The following is a 19,843-nucleotide window of genomic DNA, read 5'->3' as shown; positions in this document are numbered from 1 at the left end:
CCCCGATGGAAGGCCGCCAGCGAGTGGACCCCTCAGCCCGAGCGGTCTGCAGTGACCTCGCGCAGCCAGCGTCGGGTACGTCGGCGGCTGGTCAGGAGCACCACATCGGCGTGGCCGGCGGCGTACTCCTCGATCTTGGCCAGCACCCGGGGCCGCATCTTGCGGCGGTACGTCGCGACGTACTTGACGACGCTCCAGGTGATCCGGTTGTGGACGCCGTTGCCCTTGTGGCCGACGCCGTGCCGGAGCTGTCGCGAGAGGATCCCCCAGAGTGCCGCGGCTGTGGACACGTCCATGAACACCACGGTGTCGCAGGCTTCGAGCCGGATGGCCAGGGTGGAGTTGTAGTTGCCGTCGATCACCCAGCGCGGCTCGGAGACGAGGGCGCGCTGGGCGGCGGCGAACTTCTCCATCGGCAGCGCGTTCCACTCGTCGTCGAAGTAGACCGCGTCCAGGTGCGTGACTGGGGCGGCCAGCGCGGCTCCGAGCTGACGGGCCACATGGGACTTGCCGCTGCCGCCGCAGCCGACGATGGCGACCTTCTGCATGGTGCTCCACTGTAGAGGGGGTGGACGGACGGGAGTTCTCGCCGCAGGTCGGTCTGGCGTGAGCCGCGAGCCGCCTCCAGCTCCTGAAGGGCCTCACGACGTGGCCCCTTCCGGGTGCGTCGTGACCTGGGCGAAGATCGAGTCGAGCGCCTCGACCTGACGGCTCAGCCGGAAGACGTCCAGCCGTTCGAGGCACGCGGCGAGCAGTTCGACGTGCTCCCTGCTACCAGCGAGGGCGCGGAGTGTTTCGACGTGACGGGCGACGTCGTCGCCATCCCGCACGATCAGCGATCGCGGAACGAACGTCTCGACTCCGCGGATGTCGGCAGGCGCCAGAGGCAGGCATCCGGCCAGGACGGCCTCGAAGATCCGCTGGGTCATCTGTCCGGCCGCCGCGTATCGCTCGGGCAGCAGCAGGACCGTCGCGAGCGACCGGCCGTAGATGTGGTGCACCTCGGCGAACGGGACGCGGCCGAGGAAGGTGACGTGCGGCCAGGCGGACGTGCGCGGCCACTTCCCACCGACCACATGGGGGACCGTCCGGGCCGCCGGCGCGAAGAAGGCGTCGAACGCCTCGTCCCGGTCGTACTGGTTACCCACATAGCCGAGCCCGACCGGACGAGGCTGCGCGGCCAGGGCAGCCGGGGCGGCCGCGTCGAGCAACGCGTCGTCGACCGGGAAAAGCAGCCGGTGAGCCCCGGCGGTCGGGCCGAGTGCGGCCTCGCAAACGGTGACACCGGGAGTGCGGCGCCACGGGTCGTCGCCGCTCAACTGGCGGTCCTTGTCCCAGATGACCACGGGGACAGCTCGCTGGGCGTAGTGCATGAGCAGGTCGGCCTGGCGGTGGAGGTCGCAGGTGTGGCCCGGACTGCCGCACGGGGTGGTGTTCCGGCCCTCGATGGCCCAGCGCCATTCGAGGAAGAGCACTTCCACGTCCGGGAAGCCGGCGTCGAAGACGTACGCACCGCCGAGATCGTCCCCGGCCTCCGTACGATCCCGGTCGGCTTGGAGGAAGACGATCTCGTGGCCACGGCCGAGCAGCCCGTCGACCAGGGGACGGCGGTGGCTGCGACCTCCGTCGGGGGTGTCGGTGACGCCAGGGCCGAGGAAACCCCAGAAGCTGTAACCGATCCTCATGCGGTGACCCACCGCCCTTCCAGCAGGAGAGCGTCCAGGCCCGAACTGGCCAGGCAGTCCAGCGCCATCGCGGGTGTGCCGCACATGGGACGGCCCTTGACGTTGAGGGACGTGTTGATGAGCACCGGCACGCCGGTCCGTCGTGCGAACGCCTCCAGGACGTCGTGCATGAACGGGTTCTGCGCGGAGGAGACCGTCTGGAGCCGGGCGGTGCCGTTGGCGTGCACGATCGCGGGTACGCGCTGCCTGGCCGCCTCGGTGACTCCGGACGCCATCGACATGAACGGCGCCTGCTGGCCGAGCGTGAAGAACTCGCCGGCCCGTTCCGCGGTGACCATCGGGGCGAACGGGCGGAACGGCTCCCGGAACTTCACGGTGGCGTTCAACCGCTCCACCACACCCGGCAGCAAGGGCGAGGCGAGGATGGAACGGTTGCCCAACGCGCGCGGGCCTGCCTCGACCCGACCACGGAAGAGGCCGACGATCGCGCCGTCCGCAAGCTGCTCCGCCAGGAACTGGGCGGGATCGCCGGGAAGCTTGTGCTCGCGCAACTGCGGCCATGGACTGAGGTCGAGGTCCGCACCCGAAAAGCGCGGGCCGAGGTAGCACTCGTCGGCGATCCCGGACAGCGGGCCGACGGTGCCGCCGTCCACGTGAGCGGCGATCGCCGCGCCCAGAGCGGTCCCTGCGTCGCCCGGCGCCGGTGGGACGAAGACCTCGTCGAAGAGCCCCGCGTCGATGATCCGACCGACGCTCACGCAGTTGGTGGCCACTCCGCCGCCGAGGCACAGCCGCCGGGAACCCGTCAGCGCTCGGGCACGGTGGGCTAGGTGCAGCATCACCTCGTCGGTGCGCTCTTGAAGGGCCGCGGCGAGGTCTTGGTGAACGGCCTCGACAGGCTCGTCCGCGAGACGCGGCAGGCAGCTCAGGGCGGCGAACCGCGGAGACGTCCGCGCGTACCCCGAGCTGAGCACGCGCAGCGGGAAGAGCGTCGGGTCGAGCGCGAAGCCCGCGTCGGTGGTCCGGATCGCCCCGGCGAAGAGGTCCCGGAAGCGCGACGGATCCCCGAGAGCGGCGAGCGCCATGACCGTCCCCTCCTCGTCACCGCGTCGCCAGCCCAGGTGTTCGGTGACAGCCCCGTAGGCGTATCCGAGCGACGCGGGATCACGCAGCGACTGGAGCGTGGCGACATGCGGCCTGCCGTCCGGGCTCAGACGGCCGAGGCCGATGGTGGTGGTCTGGGTCTCGCCGAGGCTGTCCACGACGAGGACCGCAGCGTCCTCCCAGCCCGACGCGGTGAACGCGGTCAGCTGGTGAGCCCGGTGGTGCAGCACCGGATGCACGTCCGTCTGCGGAAACCGGTGGCCGAGGGACCGCAGCCGACGCGCCGAACGCAGGCCGACCTTGGCGAACCCGGCGGCTCGCGGGAGCGCCCGCGCTCGGGTGGCGGGGGACAGTGCCCAGCGGGGCGTTTCGGCGAGGGCCGCGAAGTACCGCAGAGCCTGGAAGTTGTACGCCACGGCACCGACGTCGGCGGGCCTCAGCCCCGCCTCGTGCAGCAGCCACGCGACGGCGAGTTCGGGGTACGCCTTCGTGTGCTTGACCCCGGAGAGACGCTCCTCCTCGACGAAGCCGACGAGCTTGCCGTCCACCAGCAGCGCGGCAGCGGAGTCGTGGGTGAAGGCGCACAGCCCCAGCACCACGGACGGTGGTCTACGCACGGCCGCCATCACCTCGGTCCCATCGTCGAAGGGGCCGACGTGGCCTCGTGCGGGGCGGGAGAGAGCTTCGCGTACCAGGCCGCCAAGGACTCGTTGAGCGGCCCCGTGATGCCGTCGGCCGTACGCCGGGCCTCGTTCCGATCACCCTGCTTCCAGAGCCGGTAGCTCTGCATGGCCGTGCCCATCGCGTCCCAACCGGCGTGCCCGGTCGCCTTCCCGGCCTGCACGTGGGACAGGAGGTCGTCGAAACCGTCCCAGCCGGTTACCAGCTCGGGCATCTCCGGGAGGGCCGTGACGGACGTGACCGCTGCCGCGCTCTCCATGTCGCGCTCGTAGATGTGCAGCGAGCCGACGTGGTGCCGGTACGTGCCCAGCTCTGCCCCGAGCCACCCGGCCACCAGCTCGTGCAGCGTGGTGTAGAAGAACAGGTCGTACGGCATGCCGATCCATACGTCCTGACCGCGCATTGAGGTGGCCATGTCCAGCCGGCCGTTCCGCAGGTGGAACTGGAACCCGAGGGTGCACGGCACGTCCCGGTGGCCGGCGGCGTCCCGCGCCGGGTCGTAGAGCTGGATCAGCGCACGTCGGGAGTCCCGGTCCGCCGTGAGGATCTCGACGACGCGCCGCAGCTGGTCGACCGTCCCGCCCCAGCGGCGCAGCCGCGGTCCGTACGCGCCGCGCAGGACTCCGTCGTCGGCGTACTGCGCGAGCTGCCCGTTGAAGTCGAAGATCCAGGGCGCGTCCGAGCCGGAGAGGATCCAGACCGTCTCGGCGACTGCGAAGGCCGGGTTCGGGATGCGCGTCGGATGGGCGAGCAGCAGGCGGGCGCGGGGCCTGGCCAGCCGGATTCCGACGTCCAGGACCTCGCGGGTCGCCATCCCCCGGGGGCTGACGCGCTCTCCGTTGCGGGCGACGCCGAGCGCGCCGGCGAACACCTCGGCGACGCTGTCCGCGGTCAACGTGATCACCGGTTTGCACCTCCGTGCTTCGTGTCGGCTGCTGCGAGTCCCAAGGGCGGGGCCGAACCTCGGGCGGTGGCGTTGGCGAGCGCCGTGACGACGACATCGGCGACGGCTGCGCTGCTCGCGCCGACGTCGAGGCAAATCGCCCGTTTGGCCGCTGCCGATACACGGCATGCGTGCGGTGCCTCCGCGATGCGCTCCAGGGCGGCCGTGATCTCCGGGCTGGCGGCACAGCGTTGCGCGGCGCGCTGGTCGGCAAGGCCGAGAGTGCGCGTTGCGGGCAGGACGAGCTCCAGCACGGGTACGTCCAGCAACATGGCCTCGATGCCGCAGGTGGAGGAGGCGGAGATCAGCGCATCGGCCCCGGCCAGGCACCCCCGGGCTCCGACTGCGGGATCTGCCAGGGCCACGCTGATGGTGCCGACATCCTCGAGCAGCGCGCTGTACGCGTCAGCACCCTGCGCAGGGTGAGGAGCGACGACGAGGCCCCACGTACTGCCTGCCCTTCTCACCCCCTCCGCCACTACCTCGAAGTGGCTTCGCAGCTTCTCCTCGCGGAAGGGCTGGCACGCCCACACCGCGATCCTCGGAGGAACCGCACCCGCCTGAGCCGCGAGGATCTTCTCCAAGTAGCGGCGCTGGGCTGCCCGGTCGACCTCGGTGAGCACGTCGAAGCGCGGTTGGCCCACCACGTGGACGTGGGCGTCGGCCCGCTTGGACCACGTACGCGCTGTGAGCACGTCGCGCGCACCCATGACCGCGATGTGCCGGCAGTGCTGAGCCCGCCAGGCGACCTGCCCCTCCACCCAGGCGCCGTGCTGGACATAGACCGTGTCGGCACCGGCTCGCTCGGCCGCACGTACCGCGAGGACACCGGGCGGGCTGGTGTCGTTGCTGCACAGGAAGACTGAAGAGGCCAGACGCGAGAGCACGTCGTCGAGCCATCTCTCGATGCCGACCGCCGCTGCCCACGACGGTTGCGTGACGTCAGCGCTGTGCCGCAGCACGCCGAGGACGAGCGCGGCCAGCCTGCCGATGGGGACGGCGTACTCGCCGACGTGCAAGGTACGGCCATCGCGGGTGCCGCTGAGGGCACGTACGGGCGGCCCTCCACCATGGGCAAGGAGTTCCTTCGGCAGCCGTAGAACGGAGATCGCGTCGTCCGGCGGGGTCGGAACGGCGTGACGGGATTCGGTTGCGATGTCCAGCACCGTGCTCGCGACACCGCGACGGGCGAGTTCGGCCAGGACGGGCAGCAGCGTCTGAACATGGCGAGAAGACCAGGACACCGCGCAGACAGGCGTGGGCACCGTACGCGACAGCGCAAGATCGGCCACGTCCTCGCCGACGTGACGCTCGTCGCCCGGCATTTCGATGGCGGCGGTGCCGAGGAGGTACGCCATTCCCTCTCGGGAGACGTCGTAGGTCACGTAGCCCAGGGAGGGCTGGTGACGCGCGACGATCAAGTCCCGCTCATCCTCGCCGCTGTGGAACGGGACCTCGTCCGTCAGACGCCTGACCAGGCGAGTCAGCAGTCGGCGCACCGGCACGTGGTGGCTGTGCAGCCAGCTCACGCCCCCGGGCGTCCGCACCACCGCGCCGTACTCCGATTCCAAGGCCGCCATCAGCGCGTCGACCTTTGCTGCCGTGCTCACGCCACCGCCCCTTCGACGCGGGCGGGCAGCAGCCGCACCAGGTCCGCCGCATCGCGAGCGACCCGAGGCTCCGGCTCGGCCGGTCGTCCGTAGCCCCAGCCGGCGTGCACGTACCCGGTCCCCGCCCTCCGCGCGGCCTCCTGGTCCACTGCCATGTCGCCCACGTACAACGCTGCGGCGGGATCCGTCCCGGTCTCCACCAAGGCGGCCAGCAGAGTGTCGGGAGCGGGCTTGCCGCGTTCGCGCCCCGGGGTGCGAACGACGTCGAACGTGCAGCCGAGGCGCTCCAGGAGGGGAAGGACGCGTGTCTGCGGCTTCGAGGTCACGACACCGGTCCGGTATCCGCCGGCCTTGAGGACGCGCACGGCGCCTTCGACCCCGGAGAAGGGGCGGGCGCGATGGGACTCCCGGACCGAAGCGCGCTCGTACGTCTCCGCCACGTCCTCGCCGTGCGGAACGCCGAGCCTCGCCATGATGTCGGCGAACGGGCGTCCCAAGAGCTGCGCGTACGAGCTGAACGGAACGTCGATCCCGTGCCGGACGCGGACCTCCTCCCACGCGGTACGCATCACCGGCAGGGTGTCGAACAGGACCCCGTCCAGGTCGAAGAGCACCAACTCGGGGGTGGTCCCAGGCACGACGGCCGGGATGTGCCGGTCCGGCCGTGGGTCACGTAACGCCACCATGTCCTCCTGCGTTCTGGGCTGAGCCATTCCCGGGTCGCCTCGGTGGGCGAGCCCTCGGCCGGTCCTCGCGAAGCCGGTCCCTGAACACAGTCGTGGCGGGCGCCGCGCGGCAGTACGCCGTTGAGCCGCCGTCTCTCCGCCGTTTCCACCGTCACGAGACGGCGGAGAGACGGCGTACTCGCGACGTGGGCATGCCACAGCTGGGCTTCCACGCTTGAACGCCCCTTGATGGCTTTCGGAAGCGAGGCGAGCCCGTGCCCCGATCAGATGTTGAAGGAGTGGCGACCGACGACCTGGGCGGAGGGCTCGTGCAGCACCACCGCCTGGGCCTACTGGGCTGCGCCGAGCCGCAGCGTGTCGCCCGCAACCTCGTCCACCGCGCCCTTGAGAACCGCGCCTCGACGGAACAGATCGACGACGCGGCGGTCGTCGCCTCCGAGCTGGTCACCAACGCTCTCCGTCACACGGCGAGCGGGCCCGTACGGATGGACCTGGATGTCTACGAGGACACCGCGGTCCTCTGGGTGTACGACGGTGAGCCGCATGCCGATCCGCTGTCCGCGGAAGTCCCGTCGTCCGCCGACGAGCTGCTGGAGGGCGGGCGTGGGCTCTACCTCGTCGAAGCCCTGACCGCGAGGTGGTTCGTCTGGCCCGCCCGCCCGGGGAAGGCGGTCGTGGCCGTCATGCCCGTGGGCGGTGGTCGGCCAACTCGGACAGCGTGAGGGGAAGGCTCTCCAACACGTCCCAGCGGTATTCGGCCCCGCACCTGCGCAGCTCCACGAGCTGGACATCGGCGACGCTCAGCTCCACCGACGGCAGCGAGCGCAACCCGGCAACCGTCTCGATGACGGGCCCCGCCGGACGCGGACGGTTGTTGTACGCGAGGCTGAGGTGCGGCCGGAAGGCGGTGGTCGGCTTCTTGGCCGGCAAGCCGGCTGAGGCGTTCGCCGCGACAAGGGCCGCGTGCAGGCTGATGAGCGGCTCCCACGGTGTGAGCGTCAGCCGAACGGCTCCCCGAGACCCCGCCAACGGCGTGGCGCGCACGGTGAACGTCTCCGGTAGCAGGGCCCGAGCCCGATCCGCCAGTCCGCGCAACTGTGCCGTGTCGACGGAACCAGGAGCCCCGACTCTCACCAGCGTCACGTGCAGCCACTCGGTAGGCACCGGGTCGAGCCGTAGCGGCGACAGCGCTTCCTGACACTGTTGCGCGAGCTCCTTGAGCTCCGGCACATCGCGGAAGGCGAGCATCCAGTAGTAGGCACGCGCTCCGTCCGACCAGCCGGGCCGCGACCAGTGGTCAACCATCTCGTCGAGTGCGTCGAAGGCGCTCTGGTCGTGCGCTGCGATGCCCTTGTGGTCGGTCAGGTCACCGGGAGGCTCCACCGGAAAAGCGGCGGGGTCGGGCGAGAGCAGGGGCACCCGGCGTTCTCCTTCGGCGTCACAGGGCCCCGGCGCGGGACATCGCCAGGGCGGCAGGCTGCGAGCTCCACAAGCGGAGTTCCTCGCCATACTCCCCTACGGCCGCGAGGCCCTGCCATCCGCGGGCCTGGGCGTACAGGTCACGTGAGCGCTGCCACACCGACCTGATCGGTACATCGCCGCAGAACGCCAACGCCTCCCGGCCCAATTGCATGGCCCGCTCGACATCCGGCCTGGCCTGCTGCAACAGTGCGCTGGCGACATCGAGTCGGACGAGCGAGCGGCTCCACGGATCGGAGTCCTCGACGAGGCCGTCGATGCGCTCCGCCGTCCCAAGCACCTGGCCCACCTGCCCCGCCGATACGTACGCTGTCACGGCGTTGGCGAGGGTGCGCGCGTACCCGTAGGGCTCGAAGGAGATGCACGGCGTGAGGCCGGCCGCGACGTCGTGCGCGGCCGACAACTCCAGGGCCCGGCCGACGACCCGCTCGACGCCCTTCCTGTCACCCATCTTCCCGAGCGCGCGAGCCCGCCCGTTGGCCAGCAGCCGGATGGCCTGCGCGCTGCCTGGCGCCGTTTCCACCGCCGCCGCGGCACAGGCGTCGGCGTCCCGGTAGCGGCCGGCGTAGTAGTAGCCGAACGACAACGTCCCCCGCGCCCACAGCTCCGTCTCGACGTCCTCGATCGCCCGACTGAGGTCCAGGGCCTCCGTGGCGTACGCCTCCGCCAGCACGAAGTCACCCACGTTGACGGCCATGTACCCGAGTAACCCACCCGCCCCGGCTGCCAGCCGGAACAGCTCGTGCCGCACCCGCGGCGGCTGGTGCCCGTCCAGCAACGTATGGATCAACTGCCGTAGCGACCGAGCCTGACCCCGGAGTGGCTTCGGCCCCTCGCGGTCGTACCGGGCGACGATGCCGTCCAACGACGAGCCGAGGAACGCGATCGTGCGGTCATCGGCGTTGCTCGCAGTGAGCTGCCGGGCGCGCGCGATGATCTCCACGACGCTGTCCTCGTCATAGTGAACAGCCGGCGCCATCGTCGCCGTGGGAACCACGACAGGCGCAGGCCGGACAGCCACGTCCTCGCTGACCAGCTCAGCGAACAACTCCTCGGCGGAACACCCGAACATGTATTCCAGCACCCGACAAGCCCCCGGATGCGGCAGCCCCCTCAACTCCCCGCCCACCCACCGATCAAACTGCCGCGCGGAGACGGTAAGCAAGCCCAGCCGCGGGTCCCCCTCCCGGTCTGCCAGTTCCCTGGCAGCCCGCTGAAACTGCGCGACGAACGCCTCATAGACAGTTATGTGCCGCTGCCGAAGCATTCGTCGGAAGGTGGTGTCCTTCGGCACGCTGGCGCCTCTTCCATAGTTGAGGTGTCGGATGGAGGCATCGGCGCAGCGGCTGAACGAGTGACGCCCGTCCGAGGGTCTCCAGCTACCGTAGGTAGAATGCCGGTCGCTTTCAGCGTGGGCAACCACGCCACCGTCAGTTGGTCCACCGCGCTGAGTACCCGCCCTGCACCGGCCTTTCGACCCGAGGCCGACGAGGCGTTGCTCGACGCACGAGTGCTGGGGCAACACGGTGAGGGTGAGTCCTGCTTCCACTTTGGGGCCCACGCCGCAAGGCAAAGTGCAACTGCGGATTCTGACAGCCGTAAGCTCCCCAGCATGAGTCTGCGCCTGAGCATCGCGATCCTGCCGATCTACCGTTGGGCAGAAGGGCGGAAGGTGTGGAAAGGAGCGGAGGAGTTGGGCTTCCACACGGCCTACACCTACGACCACCTGTCGTGGCGAGTCCCCTTCCGGGACCGGACATGGTTCGGAGCTCTCCCGACGCTCACCGCTGCGGCCGGGGTGACGGAGAGCATTCGGCTGGGAACCCTCGTTACGTCGCCTAACTTTCGGCATCCCGTTCCGCTGGCCAAGGAGCTGATGACCCTCGACGACATTAGCGGCGGCCGAGTGACGCTCGGCGTCGGGGCTGGCGGCACCGGGTTCGACGCCACCGTACTTGGCCAGCAGCCCTGGACCCCGAGGGAGCGGGCTGACCGCTTCGCCGAGTTCGTGGAGGCTCTCGACTTGCTGCTGTCCCAGCCTGCGACCAGCTTCGACGGCCGCTCCTACTCCGCTGTCGAGGCCCGCAACATCCCTGGGAGCGTACAGACCCCGCGTCTGCCCTTCGCCGTCGCCGCCACCGGCCCGCGTGGCATGCGCCTCGCCGCGAAGTACGGCCAAGCCTGGGTGACCACCGGCGATCCCGCCCTGTACGAGACCGGTACCGCCGAGGAGTCGCTTGCCGCCATCCGCGGTCAGATCGAGCGCCTTGCCGCCGCCCTCACCGACGCCTCCCGCGACCCCGGCAGCGTGCCCCGCATCCTGCTGACCGGCTTCACCCCCGACCGCACTGACCCCTTCCAGTCCGTGGACGCCTTCGTCGACTTCGCCGGCCGCCATGCCGAAGCCGGCATCACCGAGATCGTCGTGCACTGGCCCATCCCCGACTCGGACTTCGCCTACGACCGGGCCACCTTGGAACGCATCGCCCTCGACGCCCCCGGGCAACTGAGTTGATCAGTGACGTCCCTTGTGAATCACCCGGACAGTCCGCGTACGAGCAAGGCGCGCTGATTGAGGTCCATGCGGGCGGCATGGTGGTGCGCAGTGCCGACGGAGCGGTGATCACCCGTAAGTCATGGCCCTAAGCCGTGGGCGCACCTGCCGCCGGGGTCGTTGTGCACGCTCACGCCCTTGCTTCCTGAGGGCCCTGAGGTCAGTTCTCTCTTGACGGCTCCTCTTCGTCTGACATCGCATCGCCCGTGTCCCTGTCGCGCCCACTTGAATCGGCAACCGACTCGGATATGTCCTGCTGCCCGTCAACGAGACGCAGCGCCATTTGAGCTCGCACTTGATCACGGAGTGGGACGTCGGAGATGTTGTCGGAAAGGATGCCGGCAGCTCTTAGTCTGCGATCAAACTGACTGTCTTCGCGAAGCATTACCCCTTGCCTCCCCATGTCTCGCCTCGTGCGATTCGACTGTAGGAAGAAGACTCCCGCAAGGAGGTCAATGACGGCTCCTGAGGTTTGTGTCACGATCGCCGCGTAGCGATTTCCGTCATTCTCTGCGTGCATGATTGCGAGGCCGACTCCGGCCAGCAGAACGGCAGACCCAAACATGCCAAAAATGATACTCACGAAGAAGCTGACTTTAGCTTGCGCCAGGCCATGTGAGTAGATCTGTGTCAGCATGGACTCCTGGGCGTCGCGATCAAGGAGCGCTTCGGTGCCAGATCGCCCCAATTCGGCGGCGTGGACTGTGATGTTGGCGTCGCCCCGGGCGATGTGGATCTCGGGAATTAGGCTGCCGTTTTCCACCTGCCGTCGAGTGCTTTCTGCCTCTTTAGCGAATGAGCGACTTGCCGCCCAGAGTACGGAAAAGATGATTCCCGATACGCCGATGAGTATGGATGTGGTAGTAGCTGCCGTTGCATATAGGTCGGCTTTCCCTGGGTGATGTTCTTCGTACGTCGGCTCGTTGGACTTGAGCCACGCCCACATTGCAAAAGATAATGCGATTGAGACGAAGATCCCGAGAGACGTGATGAGAGACGTCTGTGCTTTGCGAAAAAATGTTCTCATTCTGCGAAGCCGGTGAGATGCATCGACCCCAGACGCTCGATCGTCTACTTCAGTCAAGACTCAGGAATCCCTTCTAGTGGTGGGGGCTGCCGGCACGGGAGCTGCGGGGCTTCGATTCTGCGGCTTACGCCGACCATTCGCCATGCGTTTGAGGTAACGCATCGTGCTCCAGCGGTGGTTACCCTGGCAGGACACGCCGCTGGTTGTGGGGCGGGCAACTTCTCACCACTGAGGTTGTCCCGTAAATGATCTATGGCGTGCTGGTTGACCAGCATTGCTTCCTGGTCATCCGGTGAGGGCGAGGTTGTGCAGGCGGGCGAAGCCGAGCATGGCGTGGTGGACGCCGTCGCCTTTGAGTCGGCAGTCGCGGAGGATCTTCCAGCTCTTCATGTGGGCGAAGGTGTGCTCGACGCGGGTCCGGACCGTGCGGTGGGAGGCGTTGTGCTCCTTCTTCCAGGCCGGGAGTTCTTCGTTCTTGTGCCGGCGGTAGTGCGGGATGGTCAGCCCGGTGCCCCGATAGCCGCCGTCGGCAATCACCGTGGGGGTGGTGCCGACGGCGGCCTTCGCGCCGGAGTCCTGCCAGGCCCGGCAGTCGTTGCGGTTGCCGGGCAGCGGCCTGCCGATGGTGGCCACGAGGCGGGTGTCGGCGTCGATGACGACCTGGTGGTTGGTGGAGTAGCGGTAGTTCTTGCTGGAGGCGGCCACGGTCCGGTCACGGGTCGGGAGCAGCGTGCCGTCCACGATGAGCACGGCCTCCCTGCGGAACCGCCGCCGGGGCTGGAGGGCGAGCGCCGACCCGAGGTGGGCGACGATCCGGTCGGCCGTCGACTTCGAGACGCCGAACAACGGGCCGAGTTGACGCAGGGTGAGGTTGGTGCGCCAGTACGCGGCCACCAGCAGCACCCGGTCCTCCAGCGGCAGCGACCACGGCCGGCCCTTGCGGACCGGATCGGCTCCCTCACGCCGCAGCGCGGTGATCAGCTTGTTGAACTGCCGAGGGCTCAGCCCGGTGAACGGACCAATCCAGGAGGGCTCCGACGCCGTGATCACACCAGCCACGGCAAGATCATCTCACCGCTGGCCAGCAGTTACGGGACAACCTCTAGCTTGATCTTTAACCTGTGCGGCGTGGTCGCGGGGTCGTTGACTTCTTCGGTCTCGTGCTTGATTTGCCGGTGGTGTGCACGTCGTGGCGTGGGGTTGGTCGGGTGTTCTTGCGGCCCGGTGGCCGTCCCGGTCCGGGGAGGGAGGGTTTCGGTGCTTGGGCGGGACAGGTGACCATCGGGCGGAGGTGCCGAAAAGCTCGGCGGACACGGGCGGGAGTGAGCCTGTCGGGCGGGCTCGGTTTCTCCCACGGCCGGCGGAGGTCGGCCGCCAGTGGGCGGGCGAGCCGGAGCTGGGTGAAAGCGATGATGATCAGCCAGGTCCAGCGGTCGGCCGCCTCGGGGGTACGAACCTTCGGGCAGGTCCAGCCCAGCGTCTGCTTGAACAGGCGAAAGGTGTGCTCGATGTCGAAGCGCCGCAGGAACGCCCGCCAGAGAGAGTCGACCTGGGCCGCGGTGGCGTCGGTGCCCGACCACCACAGCCAGACCGGCTTCGGGATCGCGCCACTGGGCAGATGGTCGACCCGCAACAGGATCACGGTGCCCTCGATCACCGGCAGGGCGCCCAGCCGGTCCGTCCAGGCCGAGCGGTGAGTCAGCCTGGGATGGAGCCGGTCCCACGCCCGTGCCACAGCGGTGCCGTAGAGGCGGGTCTGGGTCACTGTCTGCTCGTCCGGGGCGCCCCAGGTCGAGGAATCACCGAAGACGAACTCGCCTCCGTGGCGGGGCGGGCGGCCCCGGATGCCGGCCTGGCGGGGCGGGGCGGTCCGGCGCAGGACACGGTCCGAGCGCATCCGCCCCAGCACCTGCACCGGCAGGTCCTGCAGCAGGAACGCCAGGCGCGGCACGTCGTAGCCGGCGTCCACCACGATCCAGATGTGCGGGTCGTTGTCCTTCCACTGCCCGGCCGTCATCAGCCGTTCGACGAGTCCACGCATCTGCCCGGCGGTGACGGTGGCGGCGTCGTCGCCCGGTGCCAGCCGCAGTGCGTCCAAAGGTGCGGTCCAGGAACTGCGGCCGGTCTCCAGCGCGCAGATCACCGAGTAGGGCCACCCGGGGACGGGAATGTGCTGATCCTTGCCCCGCCCGTAGGTGTGGCACAAGATCCGCTGCGGCGAGGTATGGGCATCCGGCCGCAGCCAGCAGGTGATGTCAGCGGCCAGGACCAGCCGGCCGTCGGCCGCCCGCGGCAAAGGCACCGCCGCCAGTGCCCATCGCAGCCGGGCGATGTCGACCCTGCCCGCGGCCAGAGCGACGTAGAGACCACCGTGCCCACGGCGATGCTCACCCACCAGCGACAGCTCGACCAGCGAGCGGACCGGGCCATCGGCACACAACACCGCGTCCGCCAGCTCGAACAGTGCATCCGCACGCCTGGTCAGGCAGGAGTAGAACTCGCCCCGGAAGCGTGACAGTTCCGCGAACGGATCCTGCCCGGCAGCATCATGCGACAGACTCATCCCCACGGCCTTCGTGCTGAGCTTGTGTGTTCCTTGGTCGGATCACATGCTCAGCCGAAGGTCGTCCCCACACACGGCAGATCCCAGTCCGAGTGATCAAGTACGACGCCTCGTTCGGACCCACAGGTTAAAGATCAAGCTAGAGCCGACACTACGGACATCAAGCTGCGGCCGCGGCCGTACATGGCACCTGCCGTTCTTACCAACGGTTGTGCTTGACCACGCTGCCGGCGGTGTCCACGAACGCTGCACTTCCACCTCTTCGCTCTCCTGTTCGGTCGCGGGCCTACCACTGGCTGGTCTCCCGGCTCATGGTTCGTTGTTCCGGCGTTGTACCGAGTGGGCCTTGACGAAATTTGGAGATCAGGAGCACCATGCCGGTACACCGGAGGAACAACAGTGGGGGTCTTGTGAAGTACTACACCGCCAGCAAGAGTCGCAACCAGGGGCGGGAGTCGTGGTCGGTCATCTTCCGGCATCCTGCTCGCCTCGACCTCGCGACCGGCAGAACCGGCCGCCGCGTGCGCCGAGGTCTCGGCACTAGCGACGAGACGGAAGCCACGATGCTGGTCGAACAGCTGAACACCATCCTCAGCAATCCGGAGCTGTGGGAAGTGACCGCACGGCCGAACGCGCAGGGCCGGTTCGACGACCGCGTCGTCGACATCTTCTACGAGGGCCTCGAGTCCTCCCAGGTCGACTTCGCCCAGCTGCGCCAAGAGCTGCTGCCGCTGCCGAGCGGCGACGACGGATACCGCAAGGTCCTCCTGCTCGGCACCACGGGCGCGGGGAAGACCACTGTCGTTCGCCAGATCCTCGGCACCGACCCGACGACCGAGCGCTTCCCCTCCACTTCGACAGCGAAGACCACCGTCGCCGACACCGAACTGATCGCGACTGAGCACGGCCCGTACCGCGCCGTCGTCACCTTCGTCCCCCGGGATGAGGTCATCGATTACCTGACGGAGAACGTCTCCGAAGCAGCCCTTGCTGCCCTCCGCAAGCGGTCCGATGAGGAGATCCGTCGCCGGCTGCTCGACCACGTCAACCAGCGCTTCCGCTTCAGCTACATCCTTGGCCGGGGGGTGGCCTCGGACGACGACCTCGATTTGGCCGACGAGGACGAGGAGGACTTCGGGGACATCGACCCCGCCGATTACGGCGCCGTTGACATGACGGCCACGAACGCCGTCGTCGTCTCGGCGGTCCAGGCGCTGAAGTCAGTTGTTAACCGGCACGCGAGCGCCACCATTGAGGAGTTCAAGGAGATCGAGGACGACGAGCGCGTCGTGGATGAGCTCATCGAGGAGAGCCTCGACAGCGACCTGCGGCAGTCCGACGAGTTCCACGAGATCGTAGACTCCCTGATCGACGAGATCGAGAAGCGTTTCTCGACGCTGGATGTCGGCGAACTGCGGCGCAACAGGCAGGGCTGGCCGACCACATGGTCGTGGGAGTCCGACGACCGTGCGGCGTTCGTCAAGACGGTGACCCGATTCACCAGCAACTTCGCCCCGCTGTTCGGGCGCCTACTCACACCCCTGGTCAACGGTATCCGCGTCAGCGGCCCCTTCCAGCCGACCTGGACGTCGGAGCCGGTCCGTCTGGTGCTGGTCGACGGCGAGGGGTTGGGACACACGCCAAAGTCCGTCGCGGCGCTGTCGACTCACGTAACCACCCAACTGCAGGATGCTGACGCCGTCGTGCTGGTGGACAACGCCGCCCAGCCAATGCAGGCGGCGCCGGTCGCAGCGCTCAAGGGCATCGCAGTCTCCGGCAACGCCGCGAAGCTGCACATCGTCTTCACCCACTTCGACCAGGTCAAGGGTGACAACCTGCCGACGTTCGGCGACCGCGAGCAGCACGTCCTCGCATCCGTGGACAACGTACTGAAGGCGATCGGTGATGAGCTCGGCCCCGCTGCGGAACGGGTGCTGCACCGGCGCATCGAGCAGGCCCGGTTCTTTGTCGGCGGAATCCAGGACCAGCTCAGCGAGGGGAAGGCGTCCGGCCGGCGATCGATCAAGCAGCTCGACGACTTGCTGACGCTGCTCGCCCACCCCGAGCACATCGCGCAGACGGGCGCGAGCCGCCCCGTCTTCAACCGCATGAACCTGTCCTTGGCTGTCATGGAGGCCGCCAAAGCCTTCCACGCCCGCTGGCGAGGAGTCCTCGGCCTCGACCACAACCCCGAGGTTCCGAAGCAGCACTGGACCCGGGTCAAGGCCCTCACCCGACGGTTGGCCGAGGGGTGGAACGACGAGTACGACGACCTCAAGCCGGTCGCCGAGCTTCGCTACCATCTGCAGACGCAGGTCTACCTGATGCTGCAACGCCCCGAGCGCTGGTCGAACGGCGAGCCGGGCGAGGACGAGAAGCAGGTGACCCTGGACACTTTGTCGAATGCAGTCACCAACCGCCTTGTTGAGCTGACCAAGCGCCGGGTCCGGGATGAAGTACGAAGCGGCTGGCAGGAGGCATACCTGCAGAAGGGCCCCGGCTCTACGTTCGCGCGTGCGCGGATCATCGCCAGCGAGGTCTACGAACGCGCCGCCCCGATCCCGACCGTCACCGCCTCGCCCGACCAGAACCGGTTCCTGCGCGATGTGGCCGACGCGGTCAACGAAGTTGTCCGAGAGTTCGATGGCGATCTCGAATGACCACCCTATCGGGCCTCGATTCATGCTGATCGACATCGCCGGGTAGGTACTAACAATCACCTGACCAGGGGTGTTTTGGGAGTGAACGGTCCAATGAGTATTCATTAGTGCAGTTGGGGTTCAAGGAGGATTATCCGCCGCTACTCTGACCAGGTGGATCAAGAGCTTCCAACCGCAGAGGTTGACGAACCGGTCACCAGTCGGGAGCAGGATGCAGTGCGGCTGCTGCTGCTCATCGATGGTGCTTGCGAGAGCGTCAGCGATCCTGAGCTGGCCGATCCGGGGCTCGCTGAGGCTGTGGGGGTGGTCCGGACCCAGGTTCGGCTGCAGAAGCTGGATTTCTGGCTGCGCAATCCGGACTACCTCGCCGACGAGCTGCTCACGGAGTACGAGAAGAGCGGCGAGGTGCCCCTGCTGGAGCTGGCGGGCGCGATCTTGGACTCCGAGGAGCCGGAGGTGCGGCGCTACCCGATGCTGCGCCACCACTTCGGTGCCTACGAGCCCTTGGATGACGCCCTGGCGGTGCTCCGCAGCGCCGGGCTGGTGGCCCGTCGCCGGCGCGGCACCGTCAATCGGGTCCGCCAGCACGACTACTTCCTCCTCCAACCGGGTCGGGTGGTGGCCCGTGAGGTGATCCGGGAGGCGCCGGCCTTCGGCTACTACGTCGAGCGTGCGCGGTTGGTGGTGGCGCTGGCAGACGGGCTGGGCGGCAGTGAGTTGAAGAAGCGGCAGTACCTGCAGCGGGAGTACGCCGAGGCGGTCCGGGGCGAACGGATCGGTTCGGTCGCAGTGCGTGCGCGGGTGCGGCTGGAGAAGCTGCGGGCGCAGGCACAGGCGAAGGGAATTCGGGTGGGGGAAGATGGCTGAGGACGACGATGTGCTGCTGGAGTCGCGGATCGCGGCGCGGGCGGGCGTGCCGGTGGAGAACGTGCGGTCGGTGTTCGCCGGGTACGGCCTGCCGCTGGTCAGTCCTCCGGCCAGGTCCCGGACGCTGCGGCTGCACCGTTTGCGGATCGCCGGGGAGCGGGCGGGGACGGTGCACCCCGGGCCGTTCGACACCGAGATGCGGTTCTCCGAAGGGCTGACCGGCCTGGTGGCGTCGAACCTGCGGGGGAAGACCAGCGTCCTGGAGCTGGTGACGTGGTGCCTGCGGGGATCCCCGCGGGAGCCGACCGGGGTGCGCCACTGGCTTCGGGAGCTCGACCTCGACGTCGTGGTGGCCGGCAAGCCGATGGGGTTCCGCCTGGACCTGGCCGACGAGGAGATCTCCTCCGCCGTTGTCCTGTCCGGGCCGGACATCGCGGCGCTGGAATCCGCACGCACGCCGGACCGGGTGCGCGAGATCGTGCCGGTGCTGCGCGCGTCGGGGTCGGAGAGCTACTCCGAGCAGGTGCAGGCGCTGATGATGGACCGCCTGGACCTGCACCCGCTGGTCAACAGCTTCCAGCAGACCGGGACCCAGACCCACGGCTGGCCGGTCTACTTCGGGGCGGTCTACCTGCCGGCGGGCCGGGACAAGGCGCTGCTGGGTGACGTGGTCACCGGCGGCCTGCCGGGCCGGCTCCTGCAGGTGTTCTTGGACCTGCCCGCCGCTGCCGCGCTGACCCGGGTCAAGACCGCCTCGGACGTGCTGACCGCCAAGCGCAAGGCCCGGCTCGCCGCTGACAAGACCGCCCGGGACCAGCGCACCGGCGAACGGAAGAAGATCAAGGATGACCTGGCGAAGGCGAAGGAGCAGCTCGCCCTGCTGACATCGGCAGAGCCGGGCGAGCAGGAAACTCTGACCGAGCTGGCGGCCCGCGCCGTCCAACTGGCCCGCGGCATCGCAGACGCCCAGGATGCCTGGGAGGAGCTGATGCAGGCGCACCGGCGGGCCCGCGTCCAGCGCCAGCACGACGCGAAGCTCGTCAATGACGTCACCGAGAGCGCCACCGCCCGGCTTCTCTTCCACGGGCTGGACCCGAAGGCCTGCCCGCGGTGCGACCAGCCGATCGCCGGGGACCGCCGCCGGCAGGAACGCGATTCCCACGCGTGCGCGGTGTGCGCCCGTCCGGTACACGGCGACGACGACACTCCGCAGGAGGTCCTCGACGAGGCCCGCCAGCGGCTGGAGGAGAGCACGGCGGACGAGAAGGCCGCCAAGAAGGCCCTCGAAACAGCCGAGGCCGGGCTGGCGCGCCTGACGGCAGAACTGGACCTAGCCCAGGCGCAGTTGCGCCGCGCGGAGTTCGCGGTCCAGGTGCCGGCCAGGGTCAGGGCGCAGGAAGACGTGCTGCGCCTGGAAGGCGCCCTGAGCGTGTTCCCAGAGCTTCCGCCCCTGCCGGACGACCCGATCGAGGCCGAGGCCCTGAAGGTCCTCAAGGCCGGCACGAGGATCCTGGAGGGGGACCACCAGGCGGCCTCCGAGTCGCTCTTCGCCGACGTCAACCGGGAGATCGCCGATCTCGGCCGGCGCTTCGGCATCGACTCCCTGGAGTCGGTGAAGATCAACCGCGCCGCCCACCTGGACGTGACGAAGGGCGGCGACCGGCCCAAGCCCTTCGGCGAGCAGAGCCCCGGCGAACGGCTGCGCCTGCGCATCGCGGTCGTGATCGCCCTGCTCCGCGTGGGCGCCGCCCATAACGTGTCCACTCACCCGGGCCTGCTGCTCATCGACAGTCCCAAGGCGGAAGAAGTCCAGGACCTGGACATCCGCCGGCTGCTGGGTGAGCTGTCCGAGCTGGCCGCCCACAATCACCTGCAGGTCCTGATCACCACAAGAGATTTCGAACTGGCCCACGACGTCCTGCCGGAGCAGAATGTCATCGAGGCGCCGGAGGGCAAGCCGTTGTGGTGAAGGACCGCGGATTTC

Annotated in this window: 16 protein-coding genes; 5 read left to right on the top strand and 11 right to left on the bottom strand. The window is 68.7% G+C overall.

Annotated elements, in window-relative coordinates; translation table 11 throughout:
* Positions 1 to 32: 32 nt before the first annotated feature.
* From JT723_RS15515 to JT723_RS15490, 6 genes are all read right to left on the bottom strand, one after another.
* The gene (locus tag JT723_RS15515; RefSeq protein WP_205045211.1) at positions 33 to 548 is read right to left on the bottom strand and encodes a P-loop NTPase family protein; all 516 of its coding nucleotides are present in this window, start codon (positions 546 to 548) and stop codon (positions 33 to 35) included.
* A 93-nt stretch (positions 549 to 641) separates the two neighbouring features.
* Positions 642 to 1,685 carry a glycosyltransferase family protein gene (locus JT723_RS15510; protein ID WP_205045210.1) on the bottom strand — a complete coding sequence of 348 codons (1,044 nt, stop codon included), beginning with the start codon at positions 1,683 to 1,685 and terminating at the stop codon, positions 642 to 644.
* Entirely contained in the window at positions 1,682 to 3,415 is a 1,734-nt protein-coding gene (locus JT723_RS15505) for a carbamoyltransferase family protein (RefSeq protein WP_205045209.1), read from the bottom strand. The genes JT723_RS15510 and JT723_RS15505 overlap by 4 nt, the downstream gene beginning before the upstream one ends.
* Positions 3,415 to 4,374 carry a thymidylate synthase gene (locus JT723_RS15500; RefSeq protein ID WP_205045208.1) on the bottom strand — a complete coding sequence of 320 codons (960 nt, stop codon included), beginning with the start codon at positions 4,372 to 4,374 and terminating at the stop codon, positions 3,415 to 3,417. The genes JT723_RS15505 and JT723_RS15500 overlap by 1 nt, the downstream gene beginning before the upstream one ends.
* The gene (locus tag JT723_RS15495; protein ID WP_205045207.1) at positions 4,371 to 6,023 is read right to left on the bottom strand and encodes a glycosyltransferase family protein; all 1,653 of its coding nucleotides are present in this window, start codon (positions 6,021 to 6,023) and stop codon (positions 4,371 to 4,373) included. The genes JT723_RS15500 and JT723_RS15495 overlap by 4 nt, the downstream gene beginning before the upstream one ends.
* Positions 6,020 to 6,736, bottom strand: coding sequence for an HAD family hydrolase (locus JT723_RS15490; RefSeq protein WP_205045206.1), 717 nt, complete (start codon positions 6,734 to 6,736; stop codon positions 6,020 to 6,022). The genes JT723_RS15495 and JT723_RS15490 overlap by 4 nt, the downstream gene beginning before the upstream one ends.
* 251 nt (positions 6,737 to 6,987) lie before the next feature.
* Between JT723_RS15490 and JT723_RS15485 the strand changes: the two genes are divergently transcribed.
* A complete protein-coding gene (locus JT723_RS15485) occupies positions 6,988 to 7,431 on the top strand; it encodes an ATP-binding protein (protein WP_205045205.1) in 444 nt (147 codons plus the stop codon).
* Here the strand turns inward: JT723_RS15485 and JT723_RS15480 are convergent.
* Together JT723_RS15480 and JT723_RS15475 are read right to left on the bottom strand one after the other, a co-directional pair.
* A complete protein-coding gene (locus tag JT723_RS15480; protein WP_251513301.1) occupies positions 7,391 to 8,128 on the bottom strand; it encodes a 2'-5' RNA ligase family protein in 738 nt (245 codons plus the stop codon). The two genes, JT723_RS15485 and JT723_RS15480, sit on opposite strands and share 41 nt — an antisense overlap.
* A gap of 19 nt (positions 8,129 to 8,147) precedes the next feature.
* Positions 8,148 to 9,482 carry an NsdA family TPR-like regulatory protein gene (locus JT723_RS15475; protein ID WP_205045203.1) on the bottom strand — a complete coding sequence of 445 codons (1,335 nt, stop codon included), beginning with the start codon at positions 9,480 to 9,482 and terminating at the stop codon, positions 8,148 to 8,150.
* 318 nt (positions 9,483 to 9,800) lie between these two features.
* Here JT723_RS15475 and JT723_RS15470 point away from each other — a divergent pair, with 318 nt between their 5' ends.
* Positions 9,801 to 10,703: an LLM class flavin-dependent oxidoreductase gene (locus JT723_RS15470; RefSeq protein WP_205045202.1), complete on the top strand. Its 903-nt coding sequence runs from the start codon at positions 9,801 to 9,803 to the stop codon at positions 10,701 to 10,703.
* Between the two features lie 199 nt (positions 10,704 to 10,902).
* On the opposite strand, the gene JT723_RS15465 is transcribed toward JT723_RS15470, so the two are convergent.
* From JT723_RS15465 to JT723_RS15455, 3 genes are all read right to left on the bottom strand, one after another.
* Positions 10,903 to 11,826 (bottom strand): TRADD-N-associated membrane domain-containing protein, encoded by a 924-nt coding sequence (locus JT723_RS15465; protein ID WP_205045201.1) that lies wholly within the window; start codon positions 11,824 to 11,826, stop codon positions 10,903 to 10,905.
* Between the two features lie 228 nt (positions 11,827 to 12,054).
* On the bottom strand, positions 12,055 to 12,828 hold the full coding sequence (locus JT723_RS15460; RefSeq protein ID WP_205045200.1) for a transposase: 774 nt from the start codon (positions 12,826 to 12,828) through the stop codon (positions 12,055 to 12,057).
* A 55-nt stretch (positions 12,829 to 12,883) separates the two neighbouring features.
* Positions 12,884 to 14,332 carry an NF041680 family putative transposase gene (locus JT723_RS15455; protein WP_205045199.1) on the bottom strand — a complete coding sequence of 483 codons (1,449 nt, stop codon included), beginning with the start codon at positions 14,330 to 14,332 and terminating at the stop codon, positions 12,884 to 12,886.
* A 410-nt stretch (positions 14,333 to 14,742) separates the two neighbouring features.
* Here JT723_RS15455 and JT723_RS15450 point away from each other — a divergent pair, with 410 nt between their 5' ends.
* The 3 genes from JT723_RS15450 to JT723_RS15440 all read left to right on the top strand — a co-directional run bounded on the left by JT723_RS15450 (position 14,743) and on the right by JT723_RS15440 (position 19,828).
* Entirely contained in the window at positions 14,743 to 16,992 is a 2,250-nt protein-coding gene (locus JT723_RS15450) for an ATP-binding protein (RefSeq protein ID WP_205045198.1), read from the top strand.
* Between the two features lie 153 nt (positions 16,993 to 17,145).
* The gene (locus JT723_RS15445; RefSeq protein ID WP_240165671.1) at positions 17,146 to 17,859 is read left to right on the top strand and encodes a hypothetical protein; all 714 of its coding nucleotides are present in this window, start codon (positions 17,146 to 17,148) and stop codon (positions 17,857 to 17,859) included.
* Positions 17,852 to 19,828 carry a coiled-coil domain-containing protein gene (locus JT723_RS15440; protein ID WP_205045197.1) on the top strand — a complete coding sequence of 659 codons (1,977 nt, stop codon included), beginning with the start codon at positions 17,852 to 17,854 and terminating at the stop codon, positions 19,826 to 19,828. The genes JT723_RS15445 and JT723_RS15440 overlap by 8 nt, the downstream gene beginning before the upstream one ends.
* Positions 19,829 to 19,843 lie beyond the last annotated feature (15 nt).

This window comes from Actinacidiphila bryophytorum (assembly GCF_016916835.1).
Classification (GTDB): domain Bacteria; phylum Actinomycetota; class Actinomycetes; order Streptomycetales; family Streptomycetaceae; genus Actinacidiphila; species Actinacidiphila bryophytorum.
This window is presented reverse-complemented; position numbering and strand designations above follow the sequence as displayed.

Coding starts and splice junctions, on each gene's coding strand:
- JT723_RS15510 (WP_205045210.1), bottom strand. CDS start 1,685: ATGAGGATCGGTTACAGCTTCTGGGGTTTCCTCGGCCCTGGCGTCACC.
- JT723_RS15470 (WP_205045202.1), top strand. CDS start 9,801: ATGAGTCTGCGCCTGAGCATCGCGATCCTGCCGATCTACCGTTGGGCA.
- JT723_RS15505 (WP_205045209.1), bottom strand. CDS start 3,415: ATGGCGGCCGTGCGTAGACCACCGTCCGTGGTGCTGGGGCTGTGCGCC.
- JT723_RS15440 (WP_205045197.1), top strand. CDS start 17,852: ATGGCTGAGGACGACGATGTGCTGCTGGAGTCGCGGATCGCGGCGCGG.
- JT723_RS15515 (WP_205045211.1), bottom strand. CDS start 548: ATGCAGAAGGTCGCCATCGTCGGCTGCGGCGGCAGCGGCAAGTCCCAT.
- JT723_RS15455 (WP_205045199.1), bottom strand. CDS start 14,332: ATGAGTCTGTCGCATGATGCTGCCGGGCAGGATCCGTTCGCGGAACTG.
- JT723_RS15490 (WP_205045206.1), bottom strand. CDS start 6,736: ATGGCTCAGCCCAGAACGCAGGAGGACATGGTGGCGTTACGTGACCCA.